We start from the raw sequence: 20,874 nt of genomic DNA, 5'->3' as shown, positions 1-20,874 counted from the left end.
AGCAAATCCGTGAAAGATTTATTAAAGTTTCTGAAAGCGCAGACTAAAACCGAAGAGTTTGATGCGATCAAAATTGCTCTGGCTTCGCCAGACATGATCCGTTCATGGTCGTTCGGTGAAGTTAAAAAGCCGGAAACCATCAACTACCGTACGTTCAAACCTGAGCGTGACGGCCTTTTCTGTGCGCGTATTTTCGGGCCAGTAAAAGATTACGAGTGCCTGTGCGGTAAGTACAAGCGCCTGAAACACCGTGGTGTGATCTGTGAGAAGTGCGGCGTTGAAGTGACCCAGACCAAAGTGCGCCGTGAGCGCATGGGCCACATCGAGCTGGCATCTCCAACCGCTCACATCTGGTTCCTGAAATCTCTGCCGTCCCGTATCGGTCTGCTGCTGGATATGCCGCTGCGCGATATCGAACGTGTTCTGTACTTCGAATCTTATGTGGTTATCGAAGGCGGGATGACGAATCTGGAACGTCACCAGATCCTGACTGAAGAGCAGTATCTGGACGCGCTGGAAGAGTTCGGTGACGAATTCGACGCGAAGATGGGTGCGGAAGCTATTCAGGCCCTGCTGAAGAGCATGGATCTGGAGCAAGAGTGCGAGCAGCTGCGTGAAGAGCTGAACGAAACCAACTCCGAAACCAAGCGTAAAAAGCTGACCAAGCGTATCAAACTGCTGGAAGCGTTCGTTCAGTCTGGTAACAAACCAGAGTGGATGATCCTGACCGTTCTGCCGGTTCTGCCGCCAGATCTGCGTCCACTGGTTCCGCTGGATGGTGGTCGTTTCGCGACTTCTGACCTGAACGATCTGTATCGTCGCGTCATTAACCGTAACAACCGTCTGAAACGTCTGCTGGATCTGGCTGCGCCAGATATCATCGTACGCAACGAAAAACGTATGCTGCAGGAAGCAGTAGATGCCCTGCTGGATAACGGTCGTCGCGGTCGTGCGATCACCGGTTCTAACAAACGTCCTCTGAAATCTTTGGCCGACATGATCAAAGGTAAACAGGGTCGTTTCCGTCAGAACCTGCTCGGTAAGCGTGTTGACTACTCCGGTCGTTCTGTAATCACCGTAGGTCCATACCTGCGTCTGCATCAGTGCGGTCTGCCTAAGAAAATGGCACTGGAGCTGTTCAAACCGTTCATCTACGGCAAGCTGGAGCTGCGTGGCCTGGCCACCACCATCAAAGCCGCTAAGAAAATGGTTGAGCGTGAAGAAGCTGTCGTTTGGGATATCCTGGACGAAGTTATCCGCGAACACCCGGTACTGCTGAACCGTGCACCAACCCTGCACCGTCTGGGTATCCAGGCATTTGAACCAGTACTGATCGAAGGTAAAGCTATCCAGCTGCACCCGCTGGTTTGTGCGGCATATAACGCCGACTTCGATGGTGACCAGATGGCTGTTCACGTACCGCTGACGCTGGAAGCCCAGTTGGAAGCGCGTGCGCTGATGATGTCTACCAACAACATCCTGTCTCCAGCGAACGGTGAACCTATTATCGTTCCTTCTCAGGACGTTGTATTGGGTCTGTACTACATGACCCGTGACTGTGTTAACGCCAAAGGCGAAGGCATGGTGCTGACTGGCCCGAAAGAAGCTGAGCGTATTTATCGCGCTGGCCTGGCCTCTCTGCATGCGCGCGTTAAAGTGCGTATCACCGAATACGAAAAAGATGAAAACGGCGAGTTCGTTGCGAAAACCAGCCTGAAAGACACGACCGTTGGCCGTGCCATTCTGTGGATGATCGTACCGAAGGGGCTGCCTTTCTCCATCGTCAACCAGGCGCTGGGCAAGAAAGCGATCTCCAAAATGCTGAACACCTGTTACCGCATTCTGGGTCTGAAGCCGACCGTAATCTTCGCTGACCAGACAATGTACACCGGCTTTGCTTATGCAGCGCGTTCAGGTGCATCTGTTGGTATTGATGACATGGTCATCCCAGAGAAGAAACACGAGATCATCTCTGAAGCGGAAGCCGAAGTTGCTGAGATCCAGGAGCAGTTCCAGTCTGGTCTGGTAACCGCGGGCGAACGCTATAACAAAGTTATCGATATCTGGGCTGCGGCGAACGATCGTGTATCCAAGGCGATGATGGATAACCTGCAGACCGAAACCGTGATTAACCGTGACGGCGTTGAAGAACAGCAGGTTTCCTTCAACAGCATCTACATGATGGCCGACTCCGGTGCGCGTGGTTCTGCTGCACAGATTCGTCAGCTGGCAGGTATGCGTGGTCTGATGGCGAAGCCAGATGGCTCCATCATCGAAACGCCAATCACCGCGAACTTCCGTGAAGGTCTGAACGTACTCCAGTACTTCATCTCTACTCACGGTGCTCGTAAAGGTCTGGCGGATACCGCACTGAAAACAGCGAACTCCGGTTATCTGACGCGTCGTCTGGTTGACGTTGCGCAGGATCTGGTTGTAACCGAAGACGATTGTGGCACCCTCGAAGGTATCACCATGACCCCGGTTATCGAGGGTGGTGATGTTAAAGAGCCACTGCGCGATCGCGTACTGGGTCGTGTAACCGCGGAAGACATTCTGAAGCCGGGTACTGCAGACATTCTGGTTCCACGCAATACGCTGCTGCACGAACAGTGGTGTGACCTGCTGGAAGCAAACTCTGTTGACTCAGTGAAAGTACGTTCCGTTGTATCCTGTGACACCGACTTTGGTGTATGTGCGCACTGCTATGGTCGTGACCTGGCGCGTGGCCACATCATCAACAAAGGTGAAGCAATCGGTGTTATCGCGGCACAGTCCATCGGTGAGCCGGGTACACAGCTGACGATGCGTACGTTCCACATCGGTGGTGCGGCATCTCGTGCGGCTGCTGAATCCAGCATCCAGGTGAAAAACAAAGGTAGCATCAAGCTCAGCAACGCGAAGTCTGTTGTTAACTCCGCAGGCAAGCTGGTTGTGACCTCTCGTAACACCGAGCTGAAACTGATCGACGAATTCGGTCGTACCAAAGAGAGCTATAAAGTACCTTACGGTGCGGTTATGGCGAAAGGTGATGGTGAGCAGGTTGCCGGCGGTGAAACCGTTGCAAACTGGGATCCACACACCATGCCAGTTATCACCGAAGTAAGTGGTTTCATCCGCTTCACTGACATGATCGACGGCCAGACCATTACTCGTCAGACTGACGAGCTGACTGGTCTGTCTTCTCTGGTGGTTCTGGATTCCGCAGAGCGTACTACTGGCGGTAAAGATCTGCGTCCTGCACTGAAAATCGTTGATGCTCAGGGTAACGACGTTCTGATCCCGGGTACCGATATGCCTGCGCAGTACTTCCTGCCAGGTAAAGCGATTGTACAGCTGGAAGATGGCGTACAGATCAGCTCTGGTGACACCCTGGCGCGTATTCCTCAGGAATCCGGCGGTACCAAGGACATCACCGGTGGTCTGCCACGCGTTGCGGACCTGTTCGAAGCACGTCGTCCGAAAGAGCCGGCAATCCTGGCTGAAATCAGCGGTATCATCTCCTTCGGTAAAGAGACCAAAGGTAAACGCCGTCTGGTTATCACTCCAGTAGATGGCAGCGAGCCGTACGAAGAGATGATTCCTAAGTGGCGTCAGCTCAACGTGTTCGAAGGTGAACGTGTAGAACGTGGTGACGTGGTTTCCGACGGTCCAGAAGCGCCGCACGATATCCTGCGTCTGCGTGGTGTGCATGCTGTTACTCGTTACATCGTTAACGAAGTACAGGACGTATACCGTCTGCAGGGCGTTAAGATTAACGATAAACACATCGAAGTTATCGTTCGTCAGATGCTGCGTAAAGCAACCATCGAAAACGCAGGTAGCTCTGAGTTCCTGGAAGGCGAGCAGGTTGAATACTCTCGCGTTAAGATCGCTAACCGCGATCTGGAAGCGAACGGCAAAATCGGTGCGACCTTCGCACGCGATCTGCTGGGTATCACCAAAGCGTCTCTGGCAACCGAGTCCTTCATCTCTGCAGCATCGTTCCAGGAAACTACGCGTGTCCTGACCGAAGCGGCTGTTGCTGGTAAACGTGATGAACTGCGCGGTCTGAAAGAGAACGTTATCGTGGGTCGTCTGATCCCGGCTGGTACCGGCTATGCGTACCATCAGGATCGTATGCGTCGTCGTGCTGCGGGCGAACTGCCAGCTGCACCGCAGGTCACTGCTGAAGATGCATCCGCGAGCCTGGCAGAACTGCTGAACGCAGGTCTGGGTGGTTCCGACAACGAGTAATCGTTGATTCAGCTAATAAAAAACCCGCTTCGGCGGGTTTTTTTATCTCTTTTTTCAGTTAATCAGCGGTAGCCGACGGTACAGCTCTATCATATCGCCCGCCAGGTCCTGAATGACCATCGCGTTCATCAGGTGATCCTGAGAATGGACGGTGATCAGGTTAACCGGCAGCTTCCCGGTACCTTCATCAAGACCAATAAGCTGCGTCTGAATCGTGTGCGCATGCTTCACATATTCGCGCGACTCTTCCATCGCCTTTTCGGCTTCGGCAAAGTCACCTTTACGTGCCATCTGCAACGCCGTAAGGGCAGCACTGCGTGCCGCACCTGCGTTGACCAGCAGTTCCATGATTGTGGTTTCTAAGTCTTCCATTATGACTCCAGCAGTTTGAGCGCTTTTTCCAGTACGGCATCGCCTTTCATCATGCCGTAATCCATCATGTCGATCACCGCGACCTTTTTACCCAGTGGGTCGGCCTGTGCCTGTAGTTTAGCCTGCTCGTATTTAACCTGTGGCCCCAGTAATACGATGTCGGCCGTCGCGATGTTGTCTTTAAACTCCGCAACCGGAACGGCTTTAATGGTGACTTCAACCCCTTTTTTCTGTGCGGCATCTTTCATACGTTGAACCAGCATGCTGGTTGACATTCCCGCTGCACAGCATAAAACGATGTTCTTCATAATCAGCCTCGATCTACATGTGTTTATTGATAATTATCCCGTGCAGAACGCTTCAACAACCGCTTTACCGTGATTGTGTGTGAGGCATCACAAAGAAACCGACGATTTTCTGAAACCGGTTACAATTTTGCATTGGTGAGCAGCTTACCCGCCGAAACGGGCAGGCTGAAAGGTGAGGATTAGCTGATGGACGTGCGGATAATGCGATTTTTTCCCTGCTGCTTCGCGCTGTAAAGTGCGTTATCAATACTACCCACAAATTGTTCCAGCGGTTCGTGGTGCCATTCTCCCAAGCCACCACTGAACGTTACCCGCAGGTTTTCTTCCCGCCAGGCGCGTTTTTCAACGGCGGTACGCCACGCCTCAAGTAATGAAAGTGCCGAAGCAATCTGCTCAGCCTGGAAGACTACCGCGAACTCTTCCCCTCCGTAACGGTAAACCGAGACGTGATGTGGCTGCATTATCTGGAGCCCTTCGCGGGCCACGTTGCGCAGGACGATGTCACCGGTTAAGTGACCCAGCGTATCGTTAATCGACTTGAAGTTATCAATATCCACCAGCGCCATTGCAAAAGGCTGGTGTGCTTCCAGAAGCTCCGCCACATCGCTATCGAACGCGCGACGGTTTTTGCAGCCCGTCAGCGCATCGTGCGTTGCCTGGCGGACATACGCCATCTCACGCTCTTTATTGGACTGGATAGTGTGGCTCAGCATCGCTTCCAGACGCGGCGCTTCGCTGACGTCGCCGGTTTTGATGGCATTGATAATGTGCATCAGCACGGTACGCGATGCATGGCGCAGGTATAAACCAAAGAGGATGATGATGATGGCCGCCAGGGCAAACCCCCAGCCAACAATCGTCGTTTCGTGGCGAGTAATATCAGTGAGCGTCGCACCCGATACCCGGTAAATAACAAACCAGTCCGGGTTAGTAAACGAGTAATAGTAATACCAGGCGTTGCTTTTCTTGTCGTAAAGATGCCCTTCGCCGCTGGTCATTTTGTCCATCAGCGCTTCGCTCACGTACTGCTTGAAGAGTGCACCGGTATCCGGGTGCAGCACCACAGCACCGTCGCGTTCGACGATGAAGAACTCCCCCTGAACGGGTGCTACCATCTGGCGCAGAGTATAGCCCATTGACGTGAGATCGAGATGAAAAGCGAGCGTTCCCTTCAGCCTGCCTTCTGGTGAAATCACGGGCTTATAAAGAGTGACCGTGGGGTGACCCGTAAAGTAATCCATATAAGGGCGGGTATAGTGGCTGAAGATGCTGGCTTCCGCCTGGGCGACAAACCACGGTCTCGTCCGGGGATCGAAGGTTTTACTCGTCTCCGTGGGGAGCACTTCCGGTGCGCGGAGATAATGCCCCTGCGTGTCTGCCAGTGAAATGGAGGAGACGGTCGGCATCAGGTTCTGCAAATGCATCATCATCTGCAGCCCCTGCGTCGGGTTAACGTTTAGCGTCTCGTTTAGCCTGTCGTCGCGCGCGAAGTACATCGCGGAACGGCCAAGGATATAGTCATTTTCACGCAGGATAGATTCGGTGTAATTCACCGCCAGGTTATGCGTGAAATTGCTATTAATCTTGTGATAATCCTCAAGAAAATCCTTTCGTTGCGAAAGCGTCACCGCGACCGCGATCAGCACAAAACTGCACAGGATCCCCGCGAAGCTGAGCATAATTGGCCGGGTGAAAGAGAGTTTTTTGCTGTGAAGTGCCATGAGTTGTACATCGATCCTGATGGTGAATGCTTTTTGTCTGCCGATATCCTCTCAGCATAGTCGCTGTCCTGCGATTGGCTGTGAATTATACGATGTACGGTTTCAGACGAGATGATTTATATTAAGAATCACTAAGAAATTACTTATGAACATTCTGGATTCAGGCAGAGGCAGGGCGAAACGAGGAAGAAGCTTTTTCGCCCTGGCCAGCGTCCGTTGCTGGCCTTGAGACAATAAAAAACCGGACGATTGCTGACAATCATCCAGTTGTGACTCTCCGAAGCGTCTCGACAATTTTTTCCCGGGTTCCGGTGTGTTTCAACGCAATTGCGAGGTTCTTCCCAGCCAGCTGTCCCAGTCTTTCCAGACAGGCTGTAGACCCTGTTCAGTCAGAGCGGCAGCGACGGCTTCCGGACGTCGCCCGTCATGTGGCGCAAACTGCTCCAGTTCCGGATGGTCGTCGGCGTAGCCGCCGGGCTGCGTTTTGGAAAATGCGCTAACGTTGTTGATCGCAAGTGGGATCACGCGATCGCGAAACGCCGGGGACTCGCGCGTTGAGAGAGACAACTCAACCTCCGGAGCAAGCAGGCGGAATGCACAGATGGTTTGCACCAGTTGACGCTCATCCATCAGAGAAGCCGGTTCAACCCCTCCCGTGCAAGGCCGCAGCCGGGGGAAGGAGATAGAGTAACGGCTCTGCCAGTAGCGTTGCTGGAGCCATAGCAGATGTTCTGCCACCATGTAGCAATCTACCCGCCAGCTATCCGATAGCCCGATCAGCGCCCCCAGACCGATTTTGTCGATCCCGGCGCGTCCCAGTCTGTCCGGTGTCTCCAGCCGGAAAAAGAAATCCTGTTTCTTTCCCTTGAGGTGATGCCGGGCATATGTCGCCTCGTGGTAGGTTTCCTGATAGACCATGACCCCGTCCAGCCCGAGCGTTTTTAACTCCGCGTATTCCTCTTGCGACAGGGGCTGCACTTCCATTTGCAAAGAGGCAAACTGACGACGAATGGCGGGGAGGTGCTGACGAAAATAGTCCATCCCCACTTTCCCCTGATGTTCACCCGTGACCAGCAGAAGATGCTCAAAGCCCATTTCACGAATGGCCGCACACTCACGCGCAATTTCACTCTCATCGAGCGTTTTCCGCTTGATGCGGTTACTCATGGAAAAACCGCAATAGGTACAGTCATTGGCGCACAGGTTAGAGAGGTAAAGCGGGACGTAAAAACTCACCGTGTTGCCAAAGCGCTGGCGTGTCAGCCTCTGAGCACGCTGTGCCATCGGTTCAAGATAGGCGCTGGCTGCCGGGGAGAGCAGGGCCATCAAATCCTCACGGGTGAGGTGACGGGCGTTCAATGCTCGCTCCACGTCAGCAGCCGTCTTGCTGTTGATGCGCAGGGCAATGTCGTCCCAGTTAAGCTGCCGCCAGCGCTCGGTAAACGTACTCATGAGATTGCCTCCAGAAAACCGGTCAACGGGCTGGTGGCCTGAGCCTGAAAACTGCGCGAGCCGGGGCCGGACGCCCTTGCCAGCACGCCGGCCTCTACGGCCATGCGGAACGCGCGCGCCATCATGACCGGGTCATCAGCTACCGCGATGGCCGTGTTCACCAGCACGGCGTCTGCGCCCATCTCCAGCGCCTGCGCAGCATGGCTTGGCACACCAATGCCCGCATCCACAACGACTGGCACGGTGGCCTGCTCAATAATGATTTCAAGCATCGCACGGGTTTCCAGCCCCTGATTGGAGCCGATGGGGGCGCCCAGCGGCATAACGGCGGCACAGCCGACCTCTTCCAGACGCTTGCACAGTACGGGGTCGGCTCCGCAGTAAGGCAGAACGATAAACCCCTGCTGAACCAGTTTTTCGGCTGCTTTCAGCGTTTCGATAGGGTCAGGTAGCAGCCAGCGGGCATCCGGGTGAATTTCCAGCTTCAGCCAGCGGGTGCCGAGCGCTTCTCGCGCCAGTTGTGCGGCAAAAATCGCCTCCTCTGCCGTTTTCGCGCCGGACGTATTGGGCAGCAGCGTAACGCCTGCTTCCAGTAAAGGTGCCAGAATGGCATCGCTGTGGTGACGCAGGTCCACGCGCTTCATGGCCAGCGTCACCAGCTGGCTGCCGCTTTCCCGGATGGCCTCCACCATCAGCTGTGGAGAGGCGAACTTTCCGGTTCCGGTAAACAGATGTGAATCAAAGACTTTATCGGCAATACGTAACATCTCAGCCCCCTGCGATAACCTGAAACAGCAGGATCTGATCACCTTCATTGACCTGCTGAAGCTCCCACTGCTCGCGCGGCAGGATCTGTTGATTGAGCGCCAGCGCTGTGCCTGGTTTAAGCTGACGTAATTTATCGAGCAAAACGGCAACGGTAAGCCCGTCGTCGCAGCTCATCGGCTCATCGTTAAACAGAATGCGCATCGTGGCCTCCGCATACCGGGCAGTGGCTGGCACGGTGAAGCGCCAGCTGTCGCCAGCCGCTGGAGCGGGCATCAAACAAGCGCAGCGTATTGCGTTCCGTCTCCATGCCGCTAAGCAGCTTGATAGCTTCCAGCGCCTGCATTGTGCCCATCACGCCGACCACCGGACCAAGAATGCCCGCCGTCCGGCAGTTGCGCGTTGGCTCGGCATCATCCGGCCACAGGCAGCGATAGCAGCCCTGCGACCACGGCGGAGTCAGGACCATCATCTGCCCGCCGAAACCCACCGCGCTGGCGGTGATAAGCGGCGTATTATTTGCCACGCAGGCGGCGTTGATCGCCTGACGCGTCGCCATATTGTCGGTGCAGTCCAGCACCACGTCGGCCAGGGCAACTTCGCGTTGCAGGCTTTCACCGCTGAGCCGTTGCTGTAAGGCAATCAGTTCGATATCCGGGTTAAGCTGGTTCAGCCGCTGGCGGGTGATTTGCGCTTTAGGCTGGTTAATATCCTCGGTGGTAAAGAGAATTTGCCGTTGCAGGTTGCTGAGGTGAACGTCGTCGTCATCGGCCAGTACCAGCGTGCCGACGCCCGCCCCTGCCAGATAGAGCGCGGCAGGGGCTCCTAACCCGCCCAGACCCACAATCAGAACCCGGCTGGCGAGCAGCTTTTGCTGTCCGTCAATGGCGATATCCTCCAGCAGAAGCTGACGGCTGTAGCGCATAAAATCACGATCATTCATCGCCTGCTCCTGCCAGCTGTAACAGCTGCTCGGTAGCCGACTGCCAGTCTGCTGCCTGGGTAATGGCGCTGACGACGGCAATGCTGCCGACCCCGGTCTCCAGCACCGCCGGGGCACGTTCAAGGCTGATGCCGCCGATGGCAACAGTGGGATAATCGGCAAGGCGTTCAACGTGACTCGCCAGCTGCGCCAGACCTTGCGGTGCGGAGGGCATCTGCTTGGTTTGCGTCGGGAAGACGTGGCCGAGGGCGATGTAAGAGGGGCGGGCGGTCAGCGCGACGTCGATTTCCATATCGTCATGCGTTGACACCCCCAGACGCAGCCCTGCGTCGCGGATCGCATTGAGGTCGGTTGTCTCAAGGTCTTCCTGACCCAGATGTACGCCGTAAGCCTGATGTTTGATCGCCAGTCGCCAGTAGTCGTTGATAAACAGGCGAGCGTCATAGCGACGCCCCAGCGCGATGGCAGAAACCACATCCGTCTCTACCTCTTCATCGTGTTTATCTTTAATGCGTAGCTGGATTGTGCGAACGCCCGTCGCAAGCAGGCGCTCTATCCATTCCACGCTATCCACCACCGGATAGAGCCCTAAACGAAAGGGCACAGGTGGAAAATCGGGCTGGTACATTACGCCTCCTCTTTTTTGAGGTAGATTTCACCGCCTTTGGCGCGGAAGGTTTCTGACATATCCGCCATGCCCACTTCAATGGTTTGTGCGGCAGCGTAGTCACGTACCTCCTGGCTGATTTTCATCGAGCAGAATTTCGGCCCGCACATGGAGCAGAAGTGTGCCACTTTGCCTGATTCCTGCGGCAGTGTTTCGTCGTGATAGGCGCGAGCAGTGAATGGGTCGAGCGCCAGGTTGAACTGATCTTCCCAGCGGAATTCGAAGCGTGCTTTCGACATGGCGTTATCACGGATTTGCGCGCCCGGGTGGCCTTTCGCCAGATCGGCTGCGTGGGCGGCAATCTTGTAGGTGATCAGACCCTGTTTTACATCTTCTTTGTTTGGCAGGCCGAGGTGCTCTTTCGGCGTGACGTAGCAGAGCATGGCGCAGCCGAACCAGCCAATCATTGCCGCACCAATCCCGGAGGTGAAATGGTCATAGCCCGGCGCGATATCGGTGGTCAATGGCCCGAGGGTGTAGAACGGCGCTTCGTGGCAGTGCTCCAGCTCTTCAGTCATGTTGCGACGGATCATCTGCATTGGCACATGTCCCGGGCCTTCAATCATCACCTGTACGTCATATTCCCAGGCGATTTTGGTGAGTTCACCCAGCGTGTGCAATTCGGCAAACTGCGCTTCGTCATTGGCATCGCGGATGGAGCCAGGACGCAGACCGTCGCCCAGCGACAGAGAGACATCGTACGCGGCGCAGATTTCGCAAATCTCACGGAAGTGTTCGTAGAGGAAGTTTTCCTGATGATGGGACAGACACCACTTCGCCATGATCGAACCGCCGCGCGAGACGATGCCGGTCAGACGTTTCGCCGTCATCGGCACGTAGCGCAGCAGTACACCTGCGTGAATAGTGAAGTAGTCTACGCCCTGTTCAGCCTGTTCCAGTAACGTGTCGCGGAAGGCCTCCCAGGTAAGATCTTCGGCAATGCCGTTGACCTTCTCCAGCGCCTGATACACAGGTACCGTCCCGATAGGAACCGGGCTGTTACGCAGGATCCATTCGCGGGTTTCGTGAATATAACGGCCAGTGGAGAGGTCCATCACCGTGTCCGCACCCCAGCGCGTCGACCAGACCAGTTTTTCCACCTCCTCTTCAATGGAGGAAGTAACAGCAGAGTTACCGATGTTAGCGTTGACCTTCACCAGGAAATTACGGCCGATAATCATTGGCTCAGATTCCGGGTGATTGATGTTGGCAGGGATAATCGCGCGGCCAGCGGCGACTTCGTCACGCACAAATTCCGGCGTAATGTTTTCCGGCAGGCGAGCGCCAAAACCTTCCCCCGGATGCTGGTGGCGCAGAATTTCGCTACGGATGCGCTCACGGCCCATGTTTTCGCGGATGGCGATGAACTCCATTTCGGGGGTGACGATCCCCTGACGCGCGTAGTGCAACTGGGTCACGCATTTGCCCGCTTTAGCGCGTTTCGGTGTCAGCAGGCCGGTGAAGCGCAGCTCGTCCAGACCGTCGTCGGCCAGGCGCTCTTTGGTATAGGCAGAACTTTGCTCGTTTAGCTCCTCGCTGTCCAGGCGGGCGTCGATCCACGGTTGGCGCAGCTTAGCCAGGCCTTTCTGAACGTTGATGGCAATTTCAGGGTCACCGTAGGGACCGGAGGTGTCATACACCGGCACAGCTTCGTTGTCTTCATACTGTGGGTTATCTTTGCTGCCGCCGATAAGCGTTGGGCTAAGCTGAATTTCACGCATCGGCACGCGGATATCCGCCTGAGAGCCGGTGATGTAGATGCGTTTAGAGTTCGGGAAAGCGGTGCCTTCCAGGGTATCAATGAAGTGTTGGGCGTGTGCGCGCTGTTCGCGACGGGTCAGTTTAGTGGTAGACATAGCTCATTCCAAAAGTGAAGGACATGGCTTGTCAGACGACGGATGAAGCAAGAGAAGATCGCCCGCAGGCGATACAACAGCAGTGTGACTCTTGTTCCCTTCGCAGGTATTAGCCTGATCAGGTTCCGCGGATCCCGAATTAACGGTCTCAGCCCGCGTTTTTGCAAACGCTGGGCACTCCGACAAGAAAAATCCCCCTCGTGAGAGGGGCGAATGTTTGTAAATTACTCGTTAACGATTAAGAACTCAAGCAGGGCGCGCGATGTTATCTTCGTTGCTGGCACTGAGATTGCTATCCAGCACGAGGGCGATCAGCTTATCTTCCAGTGTGAATCGTTCTTCCAGCGCTTCGCCAAGGTCGGAAAGCGCCTGCTGAAACTCAAGATAGTTATCGTGATCGATCGCATTCTCAAGCGTGGAATCGTAGTAGTCCATAATCTGCTGGGTATTGGCTTCCAGCAGCGGATAGAGTTTGCTGGCCGCTAAATACGGCGTAGTCCCTTCCATTTCGCGGATAATGCGTTCATAAATATTGAAATGGCCGTCGGACAGGTAGTCGACCAGGCTCTGACAAAAATCATCCAGCGCTTTTTCATTCAGACGCATAAACGATTCTTTGCCAGGCTTAATACCGACCAGATTGTAATAAGCCACGAGTAGATGCTTGCGCACATGTAGCCAGCGATCCACCAGTTTGTTACTTCCTCTAACGCGCTCAGTCAGGCTTTCTAGCTGGTTTAACATGTTCGACTCCGCAAAGTTTAGAATTGAATCTGCTTATCCAAAATGTAACCACAATGCTAACAACATGTCAGTGAAGCGAAGGTAGTGCAATAGATATGGATCGTATTATTGAAAAATCAGATCTTGGTTGGTGGATCGTCAGTCACGAACAAAAATTATGGCTCCCCGTCGGGGAAATTCCCTATGGTGCGGCGGAAAAATTCGATCTTGTTGGTCAACCTGCACTGAGGATCGGTGAGTGGCAGGGCGATCCCGTGTGGATGGTCCAGCAGGCTCGACGTCAGGACATGGGATCGGTTCGTCAGGTGCTGGATCTGGATGTTGGGCTGTTCCAGCTGGCGGGCCGTGGTGTACAGCTGGCGGAGTTTTATCGTTCGCATAAATACTGCGGTTACTGCGGGCATACTATGCACCCGAGCAAAACCGAGTGGGCGATGCTCTGCAGCCACTGCCGCGAACGCTACTATCCGCAGATTGCGCCGTGCATTATCGTCGCTATCCGTCGCGAGGATTCTATCCTGCTGGCACAGCATACCCGTCACCGCAACGGCATTCACACTGTGCTGGCCGGGTTTGTCGAAGTGGGCGAAACGCTGGAGCAGGCGGTGGCGCGCGAAGTGATGGAGGAGAGCGGGATTAAAGTGAAGAACCTTCGCTATGTTACCTCCCAGCCGTGGCCGTTCCCGCAGTCACTGATGACGGCATTTATGGCCGAATATGATAGCGGGGACATCGTCATCGACCAGAAAGAGTTACTGGAAGCGAACTGGTATCGGTATGACGATTTACCTCTGTTACCGCCGCCAGGTACGGTGGCGCGTCGGCTAATAGAAGATACTGTGGCAATGTGTCGGGCTGAGTATGAGTAGTGTTACACTGAGGCCATGACGCTTAAGGAACTGCAAAAATGACCGAACTGAAGAACGATCGTTATCTGCGTGCGCTGCTGCGCCAGCCCGTTGATGTCACCCCGGTGTGGATGATGCGCCAGGCGGGACGCTATCTGCCAGAGTACAAAGCCACGCGCGCGCAGGCAGGCGATTTTATGTCGCTGTGCAAAAACGCTGAGCTGGCCTGTGAAGTGACGCTCCAGCCGCTGCGCCGCTTCCCGCTGGATGCTGCGATCCTCTTCTCGGATATTCTGACCATCCCGGATGCGATGGGCCTTGGGCTCTATTTTGAAACCGGTGAAGGTCCACGTTTCACCTCCCCAATCAAAAGCAAAGCCGACGTCGACAAGCTGCCTGTTCCCGATCCTGAAGATGAACTGGGCTATGTGATGAATGCCGTGCGCACTATTCGCCGTGAGCTGAAAGGTGAAGTGCCGCTGATCGGTTTCTCTGGTAGTCCGTGGACGCTGGCGACTTACATGGTTGAAGGTGGCAGCAGCAAGGCTTTCACCGTGATTAAAAAGATGATGTACGCGGAGCCGCTGGCGTTGCATGCGCTGCTCGACAAGCTTGCGAAGAGCGTCACGCTCTACCTCAACGCGCAGATTAAAGCGGGCGCACAGTCAGTGATGATTTTCGACACCTGGGGCGGCGTACTCACCGGACGCGATTATCAGCAGTTCTCGCTCTATTACATGCACAAGATCGTTGATGGCCTGCTGCGTGAAAACGAAGGCCGCCGCGTGCCGGTGACCTTGTTCACCAAAGGCGGCGGTCAGTGGCTGGAGGCGATGGCTGCAACGGGATGTGACGCGCTGGGTCTCGACTGGACAACCGATATTGCCGATGCGCGCCGTCGCGTGGGTGACAAGGTGGCGCTGCAGGGCAATATGGATCCGTCCATGCTTTATGCACAGCCGGCTCGCATTGAAGAAGAGGTGGCAACCATTCTCGCCGGTTTCGGCCAGGGCGAAGGGCACGTCTTTAACCTCGGGCATGGTATTCATCAGGACGTGCCGCCAGAACACGCTGGCGCGTTTGTGGAGGCGGTACACCGACTCTCTGCGCAATACCACAAGTAAGGAATCTCTATGGATCTCGCGTCATTACGCGCCCAACAAATTGAACTGGCTTCATCCGTGATCCGCGAGGATCGTCTGGATAAGGATCCCCCGCAGTTTATCGGTGGAGCTGACGTCGGGTTTGAGCAGGGTGGGGACGTGACGCGAGCGGCGATGGTGGTACTGAAATATCCCTCGCTTGAGCTGGTGGAGTACAAAGTGGCGCGTATTGCCACCACCATGCCGTACATCCCGGGCTTTCTCTCCTTCCGCGAATACCCCGCGCTGCTGGCAGCGTGGGAACAGCTCTCGCAAAAACCTGACCTACTGTTTGTCGATGGGCACGGTATTTCGCATCCGCGCCGTTTAGGCGTGGCCAGCCACTTTGGCCTGCTGGTGGATGTTCCCACCATCGGCGTAGCTAAGAAACGCTTGTGCGGCGCGTTTGAACCGCTTTCTGCCGAGCCTGGCGCGCTGGCGCCGCTCATTGATAAAGGTGAACAACTGGCGTGGGTATGGCGCAGCAAAGCCCGTTGTAACCCGCTGTTTATTGCCACCGGACATCGGGTGAGCATGGATAGCGCTCTGGGGTGGGTGCAGCGCTGTGTGAAGGGTTACCGGTTACCAGAGCCGACGCGCTGGGCTGATGCGGTGGCTTCTTCACGCCCAGCTTTTGTTCGTTGGCAGGAAATTCAGCGATGATTCAGGTAAACTGCGCCTAATTTTCGATTCGAGAGATCATCATGTTACAAAACCCGATTCACCTGCGCCTTGAGAAGCTGGAAAGCTGGCAGCACGTCACCTTTATGGCTTGCCTGTGCGAGCGCATGTATCCCAACTATGCCGCGTTCTGCAAGCAGACGGGCTTTGGTGATGGTCATATTTATCGCCGAATTCTGGATCTGATCTGGGAAACGCTGACGGTGAAAGACGCGAAGGTGAATTTCGACTCTCAGCTCGAAAAGCTGGAAGAGGCGATTCCGGTTGCGGATGATTTTGACCTGTACGGTGTCTATCCGGCGATCGATGCCTGTGTGGCGTTAAGCGAGTTGATTCACTCCCGCCTGAGTGGTGAAACGCTGGAGCATGCTATCGAAGTCAGTAAGGCATCGATTACGACCGTTGCGATGCTGGAAATGACTCAGGAAGGTCGTGAAATGACCGACGAAGAGCTGCGTGCGAACCCGGCGGTAGAACAAGAATGGGACATTCAGTGGGAAATTTTCCGCCTGCTGGCAGAGTGTGAAGAGCGCGATATCGAGCTGATAAAAGGGCTGCGCGCGGACTTACGTGAGGCCGGTGAGAGCAATATTGGTATAATTTTTAACCAATGAGACAATAAAACTTGAGATAACGCCCGTTTTGTCGCTCCTCGACTCTTCCCTTTCGCCCCTTGTCTGGTCTACATTTGGGGGGCGAAAAAAAGTGGCTATCGGTGCGTGTATGCAGGAGAGTGCTTTTTTGGCATTTTCGTCGCACTCGATGCTTAGCAAGCGATAAACACATTGAAAGGATAACTTATGAACAAGACTCAACTGATTGATGTAATTGCGGACAAGGCTGATCTGTCTAAAGTGCAGGCTAAAGCTGCTCTGGAATCTACCCTGGCTGCAATTACTGAGTCTCTGAAAGAAGGCGATGCTGTACAACTGGTTGGTTTCGGTACCTTCAAAGTGAACCACCGTGCTGAGCGCACTGGCCGCAACCCGCAGACCGGTAAAGAAATCAAAATCGCCGCAGCTAACGTGCCAGCATTCGTTTCTGGTAAAGCTCTGAAAGACGCTGTTAAGTAAGACGCGTGGCAGTGAACAGTTTTAACGAAGGGGCGGTAACGCCCCTTTTGTCTGTCTGGCGTGGTGCGCTCGCGCTGGCCGGCGTGCTGTTGCTGTCAGCCTGTAGCCATGACTCCACTCTGCCACCGTTTACTGCCAGCGGCTACGCTGACAACCAGGGGGCGGTCAGGATCTGGCGCAAAGATTCCGGCGGGGAAGTGCATCTGCTTTCTGCTTTTAGCCCGTGGCATAACGGCAATACCTCGACCGCGGAGTATCGCTGGCAGGGCGATGACCTCACGCTGATCGAACTGAACGTCTACAGTAAAACCCCCGAACATGTGAAAGTCCGTTTTGATGACCATGGCGAGCTGAGCTTTATGCAGCGTGATGTGAGTGGTCAAAAACAGCAGCTTTCCAGCGATCAAATTGCTCTCTATCGTTATCGTGCTGAACAGATCCGCCAGACCAGCGATGCGCTGCGTCAGGGACGCGTTGTACTGCGCCAGGGGCGCTGGCACGCCGATGGGACGGTAACAACTTGCGAAGGGCAGACAGTGAAGCCTGAGCTTGAATCCTGGGCAACCGAACATATTGAACGTCGTCAGCGTCATTCATCTATGGAGGTGAGTGTGGCGTGGCTTGAAGCACCGGAAGGTTCTCAACTGCTGCTGGTGGCGAACGAAGACTTCTGCACCTGGCAGCCGACAGAAAAAAGTTTCTGACGTAAATCCCCTCTCCCTTGAGGGAGAGGAGTTGGGTGAGTGTAACAGACGCTTCCGTTACTCCCCTTGCTCACGCGCAATCGCGCGATAGCCGATATCCTGACGGCTAAAGCTACCGTTCCAGTGAATATCCGCCATCAGCGCATAGGCGCGCTTCTGTGCTTCTGCAACGCTATGACCCAATGCGGTCGCACACAGCACGCGGCCACCGTTGGTCAGTACGCGATCGTCGTCAGACAGTTTCGTACCCGCATGGAACACTTTACCGCCTTCGAGCTCTTCCAGCGGCAGACCGTGGATCTCATCTCCGGTGTTGTAATTGCCTGGATAGCCGCCAGCGGCAATCACCACGCCCAGAGATGCACGTTCGTCCCACTCGGAAGTTTTCTCATCCAGCTTACCTTCACAGGCTGCCAGGCACAGATCGACCAGATCGGATTTCATGCGCAGCATGATCGGCTGAGTTTCTGGATCGCCAAAGCGGCAGTTGAACTCGATGACCTTAGGGTTACCCTGTTTATCGATCATCAGACCCGCATAGAGGAAACCAGTGTAAGTGTTCCCTTCGGCTGCCATACCTTTTACGGTTGGCCAGATGATGCGATCCATCGTGCGCTGATGTACTTCGTCAGTCACGACCGGAGCGGGTGAGTAAGCGCCCATACCGCCGGTGTTCGGGCCGGTATCCGCATTGCCTACGCGTTTATGATCCTGGCTGGTAGCCATCGGCAGAACGTGCTCGCCGTCGACCATTACAATGAAGCTCGCCTCTTCACCATCGAGGAACTCTTCGATCACGATGCGATGGCCTGCGTCGCCGAATGCGTTACCTGCCAGCATGTCCTGCACCGCGGCCTCCGCTTCTTCGAGAGTCATCGCCACGATAACGCCTTTACCGGCAGCCAGGCCGTCGGCCTTAATGACAATCGGCGCGCCCTTTTCACGCAGATAAGCCAGGGCTGGCTCAACTTCCGTGAAGTTCTGATATTCCGCCGTCGGGATGTTGTGACGCGCGAGGAAATCTTTGGTGAAGGCTTTGGAGCCTTCGAGCTGTGCTGCACCTTCGGTTGGCCCGAAGATTTTAAGGCCGGCCGCGCGGAACGCATCCACCACGCCAATCACCAGCGGCGCTTCCGGGCCGACGATGGTCAGATCGATTTTCTCGTTCTGGGCAAAGCTCAGCAGTGCTGGAATATCGGTCACGCCGATAGCCACGTTCTGCAGCGCAGGCTCCAGCGCCGTACCGGCGTTGCCCGGTGCCACAAAGACGGTTTTCACCAGCGGAGACTGTGCCGCTTTCCACGCCAGAGCGTGCTCGCGTCCGCCATTACCAATCACTAATACTTTCATTTTCTACTCCGGGAATTAATGGCGGAAGTGGCGCATGTCGGTGAAGATCATCGCAATACCGTGTTCATCGGCAGCGGCAATCACTTCGTCATCACGAATGGAACCGCCAGGCTGGATCACACAGGTGATGCCTACTGCTGCGGCAGCATCGATACCGTCACGGAACGGGAAGAAGGCGTCAGACGCCATGGCGGAGCCTTTCACTTCCAGACCTTCATCACCTGCTTTAATCCCGGCGATTTTTGCAGAATAAACACGGCTCATCTGGCCCGCACCTATCCCGATGGTCATGTTCTCTTTCGCGTAGACAATGGCGTTGGATTTCACGAATTTCGCCACTTTCCAGCAGAACAGCGCGTCACGCAGTTCCTGCTCGGTTGGTTGACGTTTGGTCACCACGCGCAGGTCGGCTTCTGTCACCATACCCAGGTCGCGGTCCTGAACCAGCAGACCGCCGTTCACGCGTTTGAAGTCCAGGCCTGGTACACGCTCAGCCCACTGACCGCAAACCAGCACGCGCACGTTCTGTTTTGCAGCGGTGATTTTCAGCGCTTCTTCGGATGCGGATGGCGCGATGATCACTTCGACAAACTGACGGGAGATGATGGCCTGCGCCGTTTCAGCATCCAGCTCGCGGTTGAAGGCGATAATACCGCCGAACGCGGAGGTCGGGTCGGTTTTGTAGGCGCGATCGTAGGCATCCAGAATAGAACTACTTACCGCGACGCCGCATGGGTTGGCGTGCTTGACGATAACGCAGGCAGGCTCACTGAACTCTTTCACACATTCCAGCGCAGCATCGGTGTCAGCGATGTTGTTATAGGAAAGCGCTTTGCCCTGAACCTGTTGAGCGGTAGCAACCGAGGCTTCTTTGACCTCTTCTTCTATATAGAAGGCTGCCTGCTGGTGGCTGTTCTCACCATAACGCATATCCTGCTTCTTAATGAAGTTCAGGTTCAGGGTGCGCGGGAAGCGGCCTGAAGGATCTTTGCTTTCACTGTGGTAAGCCGGCACCAGGCTACCGAAGTAGTTGGCGATCATGCTGTCGTAAGCGGCGGTGTGTTCGAATGCTTTGATGGCGAGGTCGAAACGCGTTTGCAGAGTCAGTGACCCTTCGTTGGCATCCATCTCATTAATAATGGTGTTGTAGTCGCTGCTCTTTACGACGATGGCCACATCTTTATGATTCTTGGCCGCGGAGCGCACCATGGTCGGGCCGCCGATATCAATATTCTCTACGGCATCTTCCAGCGAGCAGCCTTCGCGGGCAACAGTCTGAGCGAACGGATAGAGGTTAACGACGACCATGTCGATTGGCGCGATATCATGTTTTTCCATAATGGCGTCGTCCTGACCGCGGCGGCCAAGAATACCTCCGTGGACTTTCGGATGCAGGGTTTTGACGCGTCCATCCATCATTTCCGGGAAACCGGTGTAATCGGACACTTCGGTTACCGGCAGACCTTTATCTGCTAACAGGCGAGCGGTACCGCCTGTGGAAAGCAGCTCCACACCACGTGCAGAAAGTGCCTGAGCGAATTCGACGATACCGGCTTTATCAGAAACACTGAGCAGAGCGCGGCGGACTGGACGACGTTGTTGCATGGTAAATCCCCTGGATTTCACGATTACAGAGAGCGTTAGATGAATTTTCCAGCGAAAAACTCATCTAACACACCTGACAGGGCATCCTTGTTAAGCGCGAGCATTTTAACGAAAACGTTTGCGCAGCGCTCGCACATTTTCACTTTTTCGTATCATTGTGGATAAGTCTGTGTGTAAAAAGGTATAAAGCGGGGTTTTGCTGGGGAATACAGCAGTCAGTCATTTTTTTGCAACTTTTCGGTTGCGGCCTGCGGAGAACTCCCTATAATGCGCCTCCATCGACACGGCGGATGTGAATCACTTCACAAACAACCCGGTCGGTTGAAGAGAAAAAATCCTGAAATAACGGGTTGACTCTGAAAGAGGAAAGCGTAATATACGCCACCTCGCAACGGTGAGCTGAAAGCCGC

19 protein-coding genes and 1 riboswitch are annotated in these 20,874 nt (G+C 54.9%); of the genes, 7 read left to right on the top strand and 12 right to left on the bottom strand.

Annotation, left to right across the window (positions count from 1 at the left end; genetic code table 11):
* Window positions 1-9 precede the first annotated feature (9 nt).
* A complete protein-coding gene (gene rpoC / locus JGF26_RS21975) occupies window positions 10-4,233 on the top strand; it encodes a DNA-directed RNA polymerase subunit beta' (RefSeq protein WP_028018476.1) in 4,224 nt (1,407 codons plus the stop codon).
* A 54-nt stretch (window positions 4,234-4,287) separates the two neighbouring features.
* Here rpoC and JGF26_RS21970 read toward each other — a convergent pair whose 3' ends face one another.
* The 10 genes from JGF26_RS21970 to JGF26_RS21925 all read right to left on the bottom strand — a co-directional run bounded on the left by JGF26_RS21970 (window position 4,288) and on the right by JGF26_RS21925 (window position 13,061).
* Window positions 4,288-4,605 carry a PTS lactose/cellobiose transporter subunit IIA gene (locus JGF26_RS21970; RefSeq protein WP_028018475.1) on the bottom strand — a complete coding sequence of 106 codons (318 nt, stop codon included), beginning with the start codon at window positions 4,603-4,605 and terminating at the stop codon, window positions 4,288-4,290.
* Window positions 4,605-4,913 carry a PTS sugar transporter subunit IIB gene (locus JGF26_RS21965; RefSeq protein WP_010425948.1) on the bottom strand — a complete coding sequence of 103 codons (309 nt, stop codon included), beginning with the start codon at window positions 4,911-4,913 and terminating at the stop codon, window positions 4,605-4,607. The genes JGF26_RS21970 and JGF26_RS21965 overlap by 1 nt, the downstream gene beginning before the upstream one ends.
* Window positions 4,914-5,092: 179 nt before the next feature.
* The gene (locus JGF26_RS21960; protein WP_134708756.1) at window positions 5,093-6,634 is read right to left on the bottom strand and encodes a sensor domain-containing diguanylate cyclase; all 1,542 of its coding nucleotides are present in this window, start codon (window positions 6,632-6,634) and stop codon (window positions 5,093-5,095) included.
* Between the two features lie 318 nt (window positions 6,635-6,952).
* Window positions 6,953-8,086, bottom strand: a complete 1,134-nt coding sequence (thiH, locus tag JGF26_RS21955; RefSeq protein ID WP_049007702.1) for a 2-iminoacetate synthase ThiH — start codon at window positions 8,084-8,086, stop codon at window positions 6,953-6,955.
* Window positions 8,083-8,853 (bottom strand): thiazole synthase, encoded by a 771-nt coding sequence (gene thiG / locus JGF26_RS21950; protein WP_134708758.1) that lies wholly within the window; start codon window positions 8,851-8,853, stop codon window positions 8,083-8,085. Before thiG ends, thiH begins: the two co-directional genes overlap by 4 nt.
* Before the next feature lies 1 nt (window position 8,854).
* Entirely contained in the window at window positions 8,855-9,055 is a 201-nt protein-coding gene (gene thiS / locus JGF26_RS21945) for a sulfur carrier protein ThiS (RefSeq protein ID WP_028018471.1), read from the bottom strand.
* Entirely contained in the window at window positions 9,039-9,794 is a 756-nt protein-coding gene (gene thiF, locus JGF26_RS21940; RefSeq protein ID WP_128348912.1) for a thiazole biosynthesis adenylyltransferase ThiF, read from the bottom strand. Before thiF ends, thiS begins: the two co-directional genes overlap by 17 nt.
* Window positions 9,787-10,422, bottom strand: a complete 636-nt coding sequence (gene thiE, locus JGF26_RS21935; protein WP_128348913.1) for a thiamine phosphate synthase — start codon at window positions 10,420-10,422, stop codon at window positions 9,787-9,789. The genes thiF and thiE overlap by 8 nt, the downstream gene beginning before the upstream one ends.
* On the bottom strand, window positions 10,422-12,317 hold the full coding sequence (gene thiC / locus JGF26_RS21930; RefSeq protein WP_134708760.1) for a phosphomethylpyrimidine synthase ThiC: 1,896 nt from the start codon (window positions 12,315-12,317) through the stop codon (window positions 10,422-10,424). Before thiC ends, thiE begins: the two co-directional genes overlap by 1 nt.
* 78 nt (window positions 12,318-12,395) lie before the next feature.
* Window positions 12,396-12,509: riboswitch (TPP riboswitch) on the bottom strand.
* Window positions 12,510-12,563: 54 nt separating this feature from the next.
* Window positions 12,564-13,061: an Rsd/AlgQ family anti-sigma factor gene (locus JGF26_RS21925; RefSeq protein ID WP_028018467.1), complete on the bottom strand. Its 498-nt coding sequence runs from the start codon at window positions 13,059-13,061 to the stop codon at window positions 12,564-12,566.
* Between the two features lie 95 nt (window positions 13,062-13,156).
* Between JGF26_RS21925 and nudC the strand changes: the two genes are divergently transcribed.
* The 6 genes from nudC (at window position 13,157) to JGF26_RS21895 (ending at window position 17,509) form a co-directional block, all read left to right on the top strand.
* The gene (gene nudC / locus JGF26_RS21920) at window positions 13,157-13,930 is read left to right on the top strand and encodes an NAD(+) diphosphatase (protein ID WP_028018466.1); all 774 of its coding nucleotides are present in this window, start codon (window positions 13,157-13,159) and stop codon (window positions 13,928-13,930) included.
* Window positions 13,931-13,968: 38 nt separating this feature from the next.
* On the top strand, window positions 13,969-15,033 hold the full coding sequence (hemE, locus tag JGF26_RS21915; RefSeq protein ID WP_114980110.1) for a uroporphyrinogen decarboxylase: 1,065 nt from the start codon (window positions 13,969-13,971) through the stop codon (window positions 15,031-15,033).
* Between the two features lie 9 nt (window positions 15,034-15,042).
* Window positions 15,043-15,714, top strand: a complete 672-nt coding sequence (gene nfi / locus JGF26_RS21910; protein ID WP_049007696.1) for a deoxyribonuclease V — start codon at window positions 15,043-15,045, stop codon at window positions 15,712-15,714.
* A 41-nt stretch (window positions 15,715-15,755) separates the two neighbouring features.
* A complete protein-coding gene (locus tag JGF26_RS21905) occupies window positions 15,756-16,346 on the top strand; it encodes a YjaG family protein (RefSeq protein ID WP_028018463.1) in 591 nt (196 codons plus the stop codon).
* Window positions 16,347-16,532: 186 nt separating this feature from the next.
* Entirely contained in the window at window positions 16,533-16,805 is a 273-nt protein-coding gene (hupA, locus tag JGF26_RS21900; RefSeq protein WP_002445246.1) for a nucleoid-associated protein HU-alpha, read from the top strand.
* A gap of 11 nt (window positions 16,806-16,816) precedes the next feature.
* Window positions 16,817-17,509: a DUF1481 domain-containing protein gene (locus JGF26_RS21895; RefSeq protein ID WP_134708763.1), complete on the top strand. Its 693-nt coding sequence runs from the start codon at window positions 16,817-16,819 to the stop codon at window positions 17,507-17,509.
* A gap of 57 nt (window positions 17,510-17,566) precedes the next feature.
* Here the strand turns inward: JGF26_RS21895 and purD are convergent, their stop codons facing one another.
* Both purD and purH read right to left on the bottom strand, forming a co-directional pair.
* Window positions 17,567-18,859 carry a phosphoribosylamine--glycine ligase gene (gene purD / locus JGF26_RS21890; RefSeq protein ID WP_028018461.1) on the bottom strand — a complete coding sequence of 431 codons (1,293 nt, stop codon included), beginning with the start codon at window positions 18,857-18,859 and terminating at the stop codon, window positions 17,567-17,569.
* A 15-nt stretch (window positions 18,860-18,874) separates the two neighbouring features.
* The gene (purH, locus tag JGF26_RS21885; protein ID WP_134708761.1) at window positions 18,875-20,464 is read right to left on the bottom strand and encodes a bifunctional phosphoribosylaminoimidazolecarboxamide formyltransferase/IMP cyclohydrolase; all 1,590 of its coding nucleotides are present in this window, start codon (window positions 20,462-20,464) and stop codon (window positions 18,875-18,877) included.
* Window positions 20,465-20,874: the final 410 nt, after the last annotated feature.

This window comes from Enterobacter sp. E1 (assembly GCF_016809815.1).
Lineage (GTDB): Bacteria > Pseudomonadota > Gammaproteobacteria > Enterobacterales > Enterobacteriaceae > Enterobacter > Enterobacter adelaidei.
Note: the sequence above shows the minus strand (reverse complement) of the source record. Positions and strands in the feature narration are given on the sequence as shown.

Excerpts from the sequence above, each read along its gene's own strand:
- JGF26_RS21970 (WP_028018475.1), bottom strand. The coding sequence starts at position 4,605 with ATGGAAGACTTAGAAACCACAATCATGGAACTGCTGGTCAACGCAGGT.
- JGF26_RS21965 (WP_010425948.1), bottom strand. The coding sequence starts at position 4,913 with ATGAAGAACATCGTTTTATGCTGTGCAGCGGGAATGTCAACCAGCATG.
- JGF26_RS21960 (WP_134708756.1), bottom strand. The coding sequence starts at position 6,634 with ATGGCACTTCACAGCAAAAAACTCTCTTTCACCCGGCCAATTATGCTC.
- thiH (WP_049007702.1), bottom strand. The coding sequence starts at position 8,086 with ATGAGTACGTTTACCGAGCGCTGGCGGCAGCTTAACTGGGACGACATT.
- thiG (WP_134708758.1), bottom strand. The coding sequence starts at position 8,853 with ATGTTACGTATTGCCGATAAAGTCTTTGATTCACATCTGTTTACCGGA.
- thiS (WP_028018471.1), bottom strand. The coding sequence starts at position 9,055 with ATGCGCATTCTGTTTAACGATGAGCCGATGAGCTGCGACGACGGGCTT.
- thiF (WP_128348912.1), bottom strand. The coding sequence starts at position 9,794 with ATGAATGATCGTGATTTTATGCGCTACAGCCGTCAGCTTCTGCTGGAG.
- thiE (WP_128348913.1), bottom strand. The coding sequence starts at position 10,422 with ATGTACCAGCCCGATTTTCCACCTGTGCCCTTTCGTTTAGGGCTCTAT.
- thiC (WP_134708760.1), bottom strand. The coding sequence starts at position 12,317 with ATGTCTACCACTAAACTGACCCGTCGCGAACAGCGCGCACACGCCCAA.
- JGF26_RS21925 (WP_028018467.1), bottom strand. The coding sequence starts at position 13,061 with ATGTTAAACCAGCTAGAAAGCCTGACTGAGCGCGTTAGAGGAAGTAAC.
- nudC (WP_028018466.1), top strand. The coding sequence starts at position 13,157 with ATGGATCGTATTATTGAAAAATCAGATCTTGGTTGGTGGATCGTCAGT.
- hemE (WP_114980110.1), top strand. The coding sequence starts at position 13,969 with ATGACCGAACTGAAGAACGATCGTTATCTGCGTGCGCTGCTGCGCCAG.
- nfi (WP_049007696.1), top strand. The coding sequence starts at position 15,043 with ATGGATCTCGCGTCATTACGCGCCCAACAAATTGAACTGGCTTCATCC.
- JGF26_RS21905 (WP_028018463.1), top strand. The coding sequence starts at position 15,756 with ATGTTACAAAACCCGATTCACCTGCGCCTTGAGAAGCTGGAAAGCTGG.
- hupA (WP_002445246.1), top strand. The coding sequence starts at position 16,533 with ATGAACAAGACTCAACTGATTGATGTAATTGCGGACAAGGCTGATCTG.
- purD (WP_028018461.1), bottom strand. The coding sequence starts at position 18,859 with ATGAAAGTATTAGTGATTGGTAATGGCGGACGCGAGCACGCTCTGGCG.
- purH (WP_134708761.1), bottom strand. The coding sequence starts at position 20,464 with ATGCAACAACGTCGTCCAGTCCGCCGCGCTCTGCTCAGTGTTTCTGAT.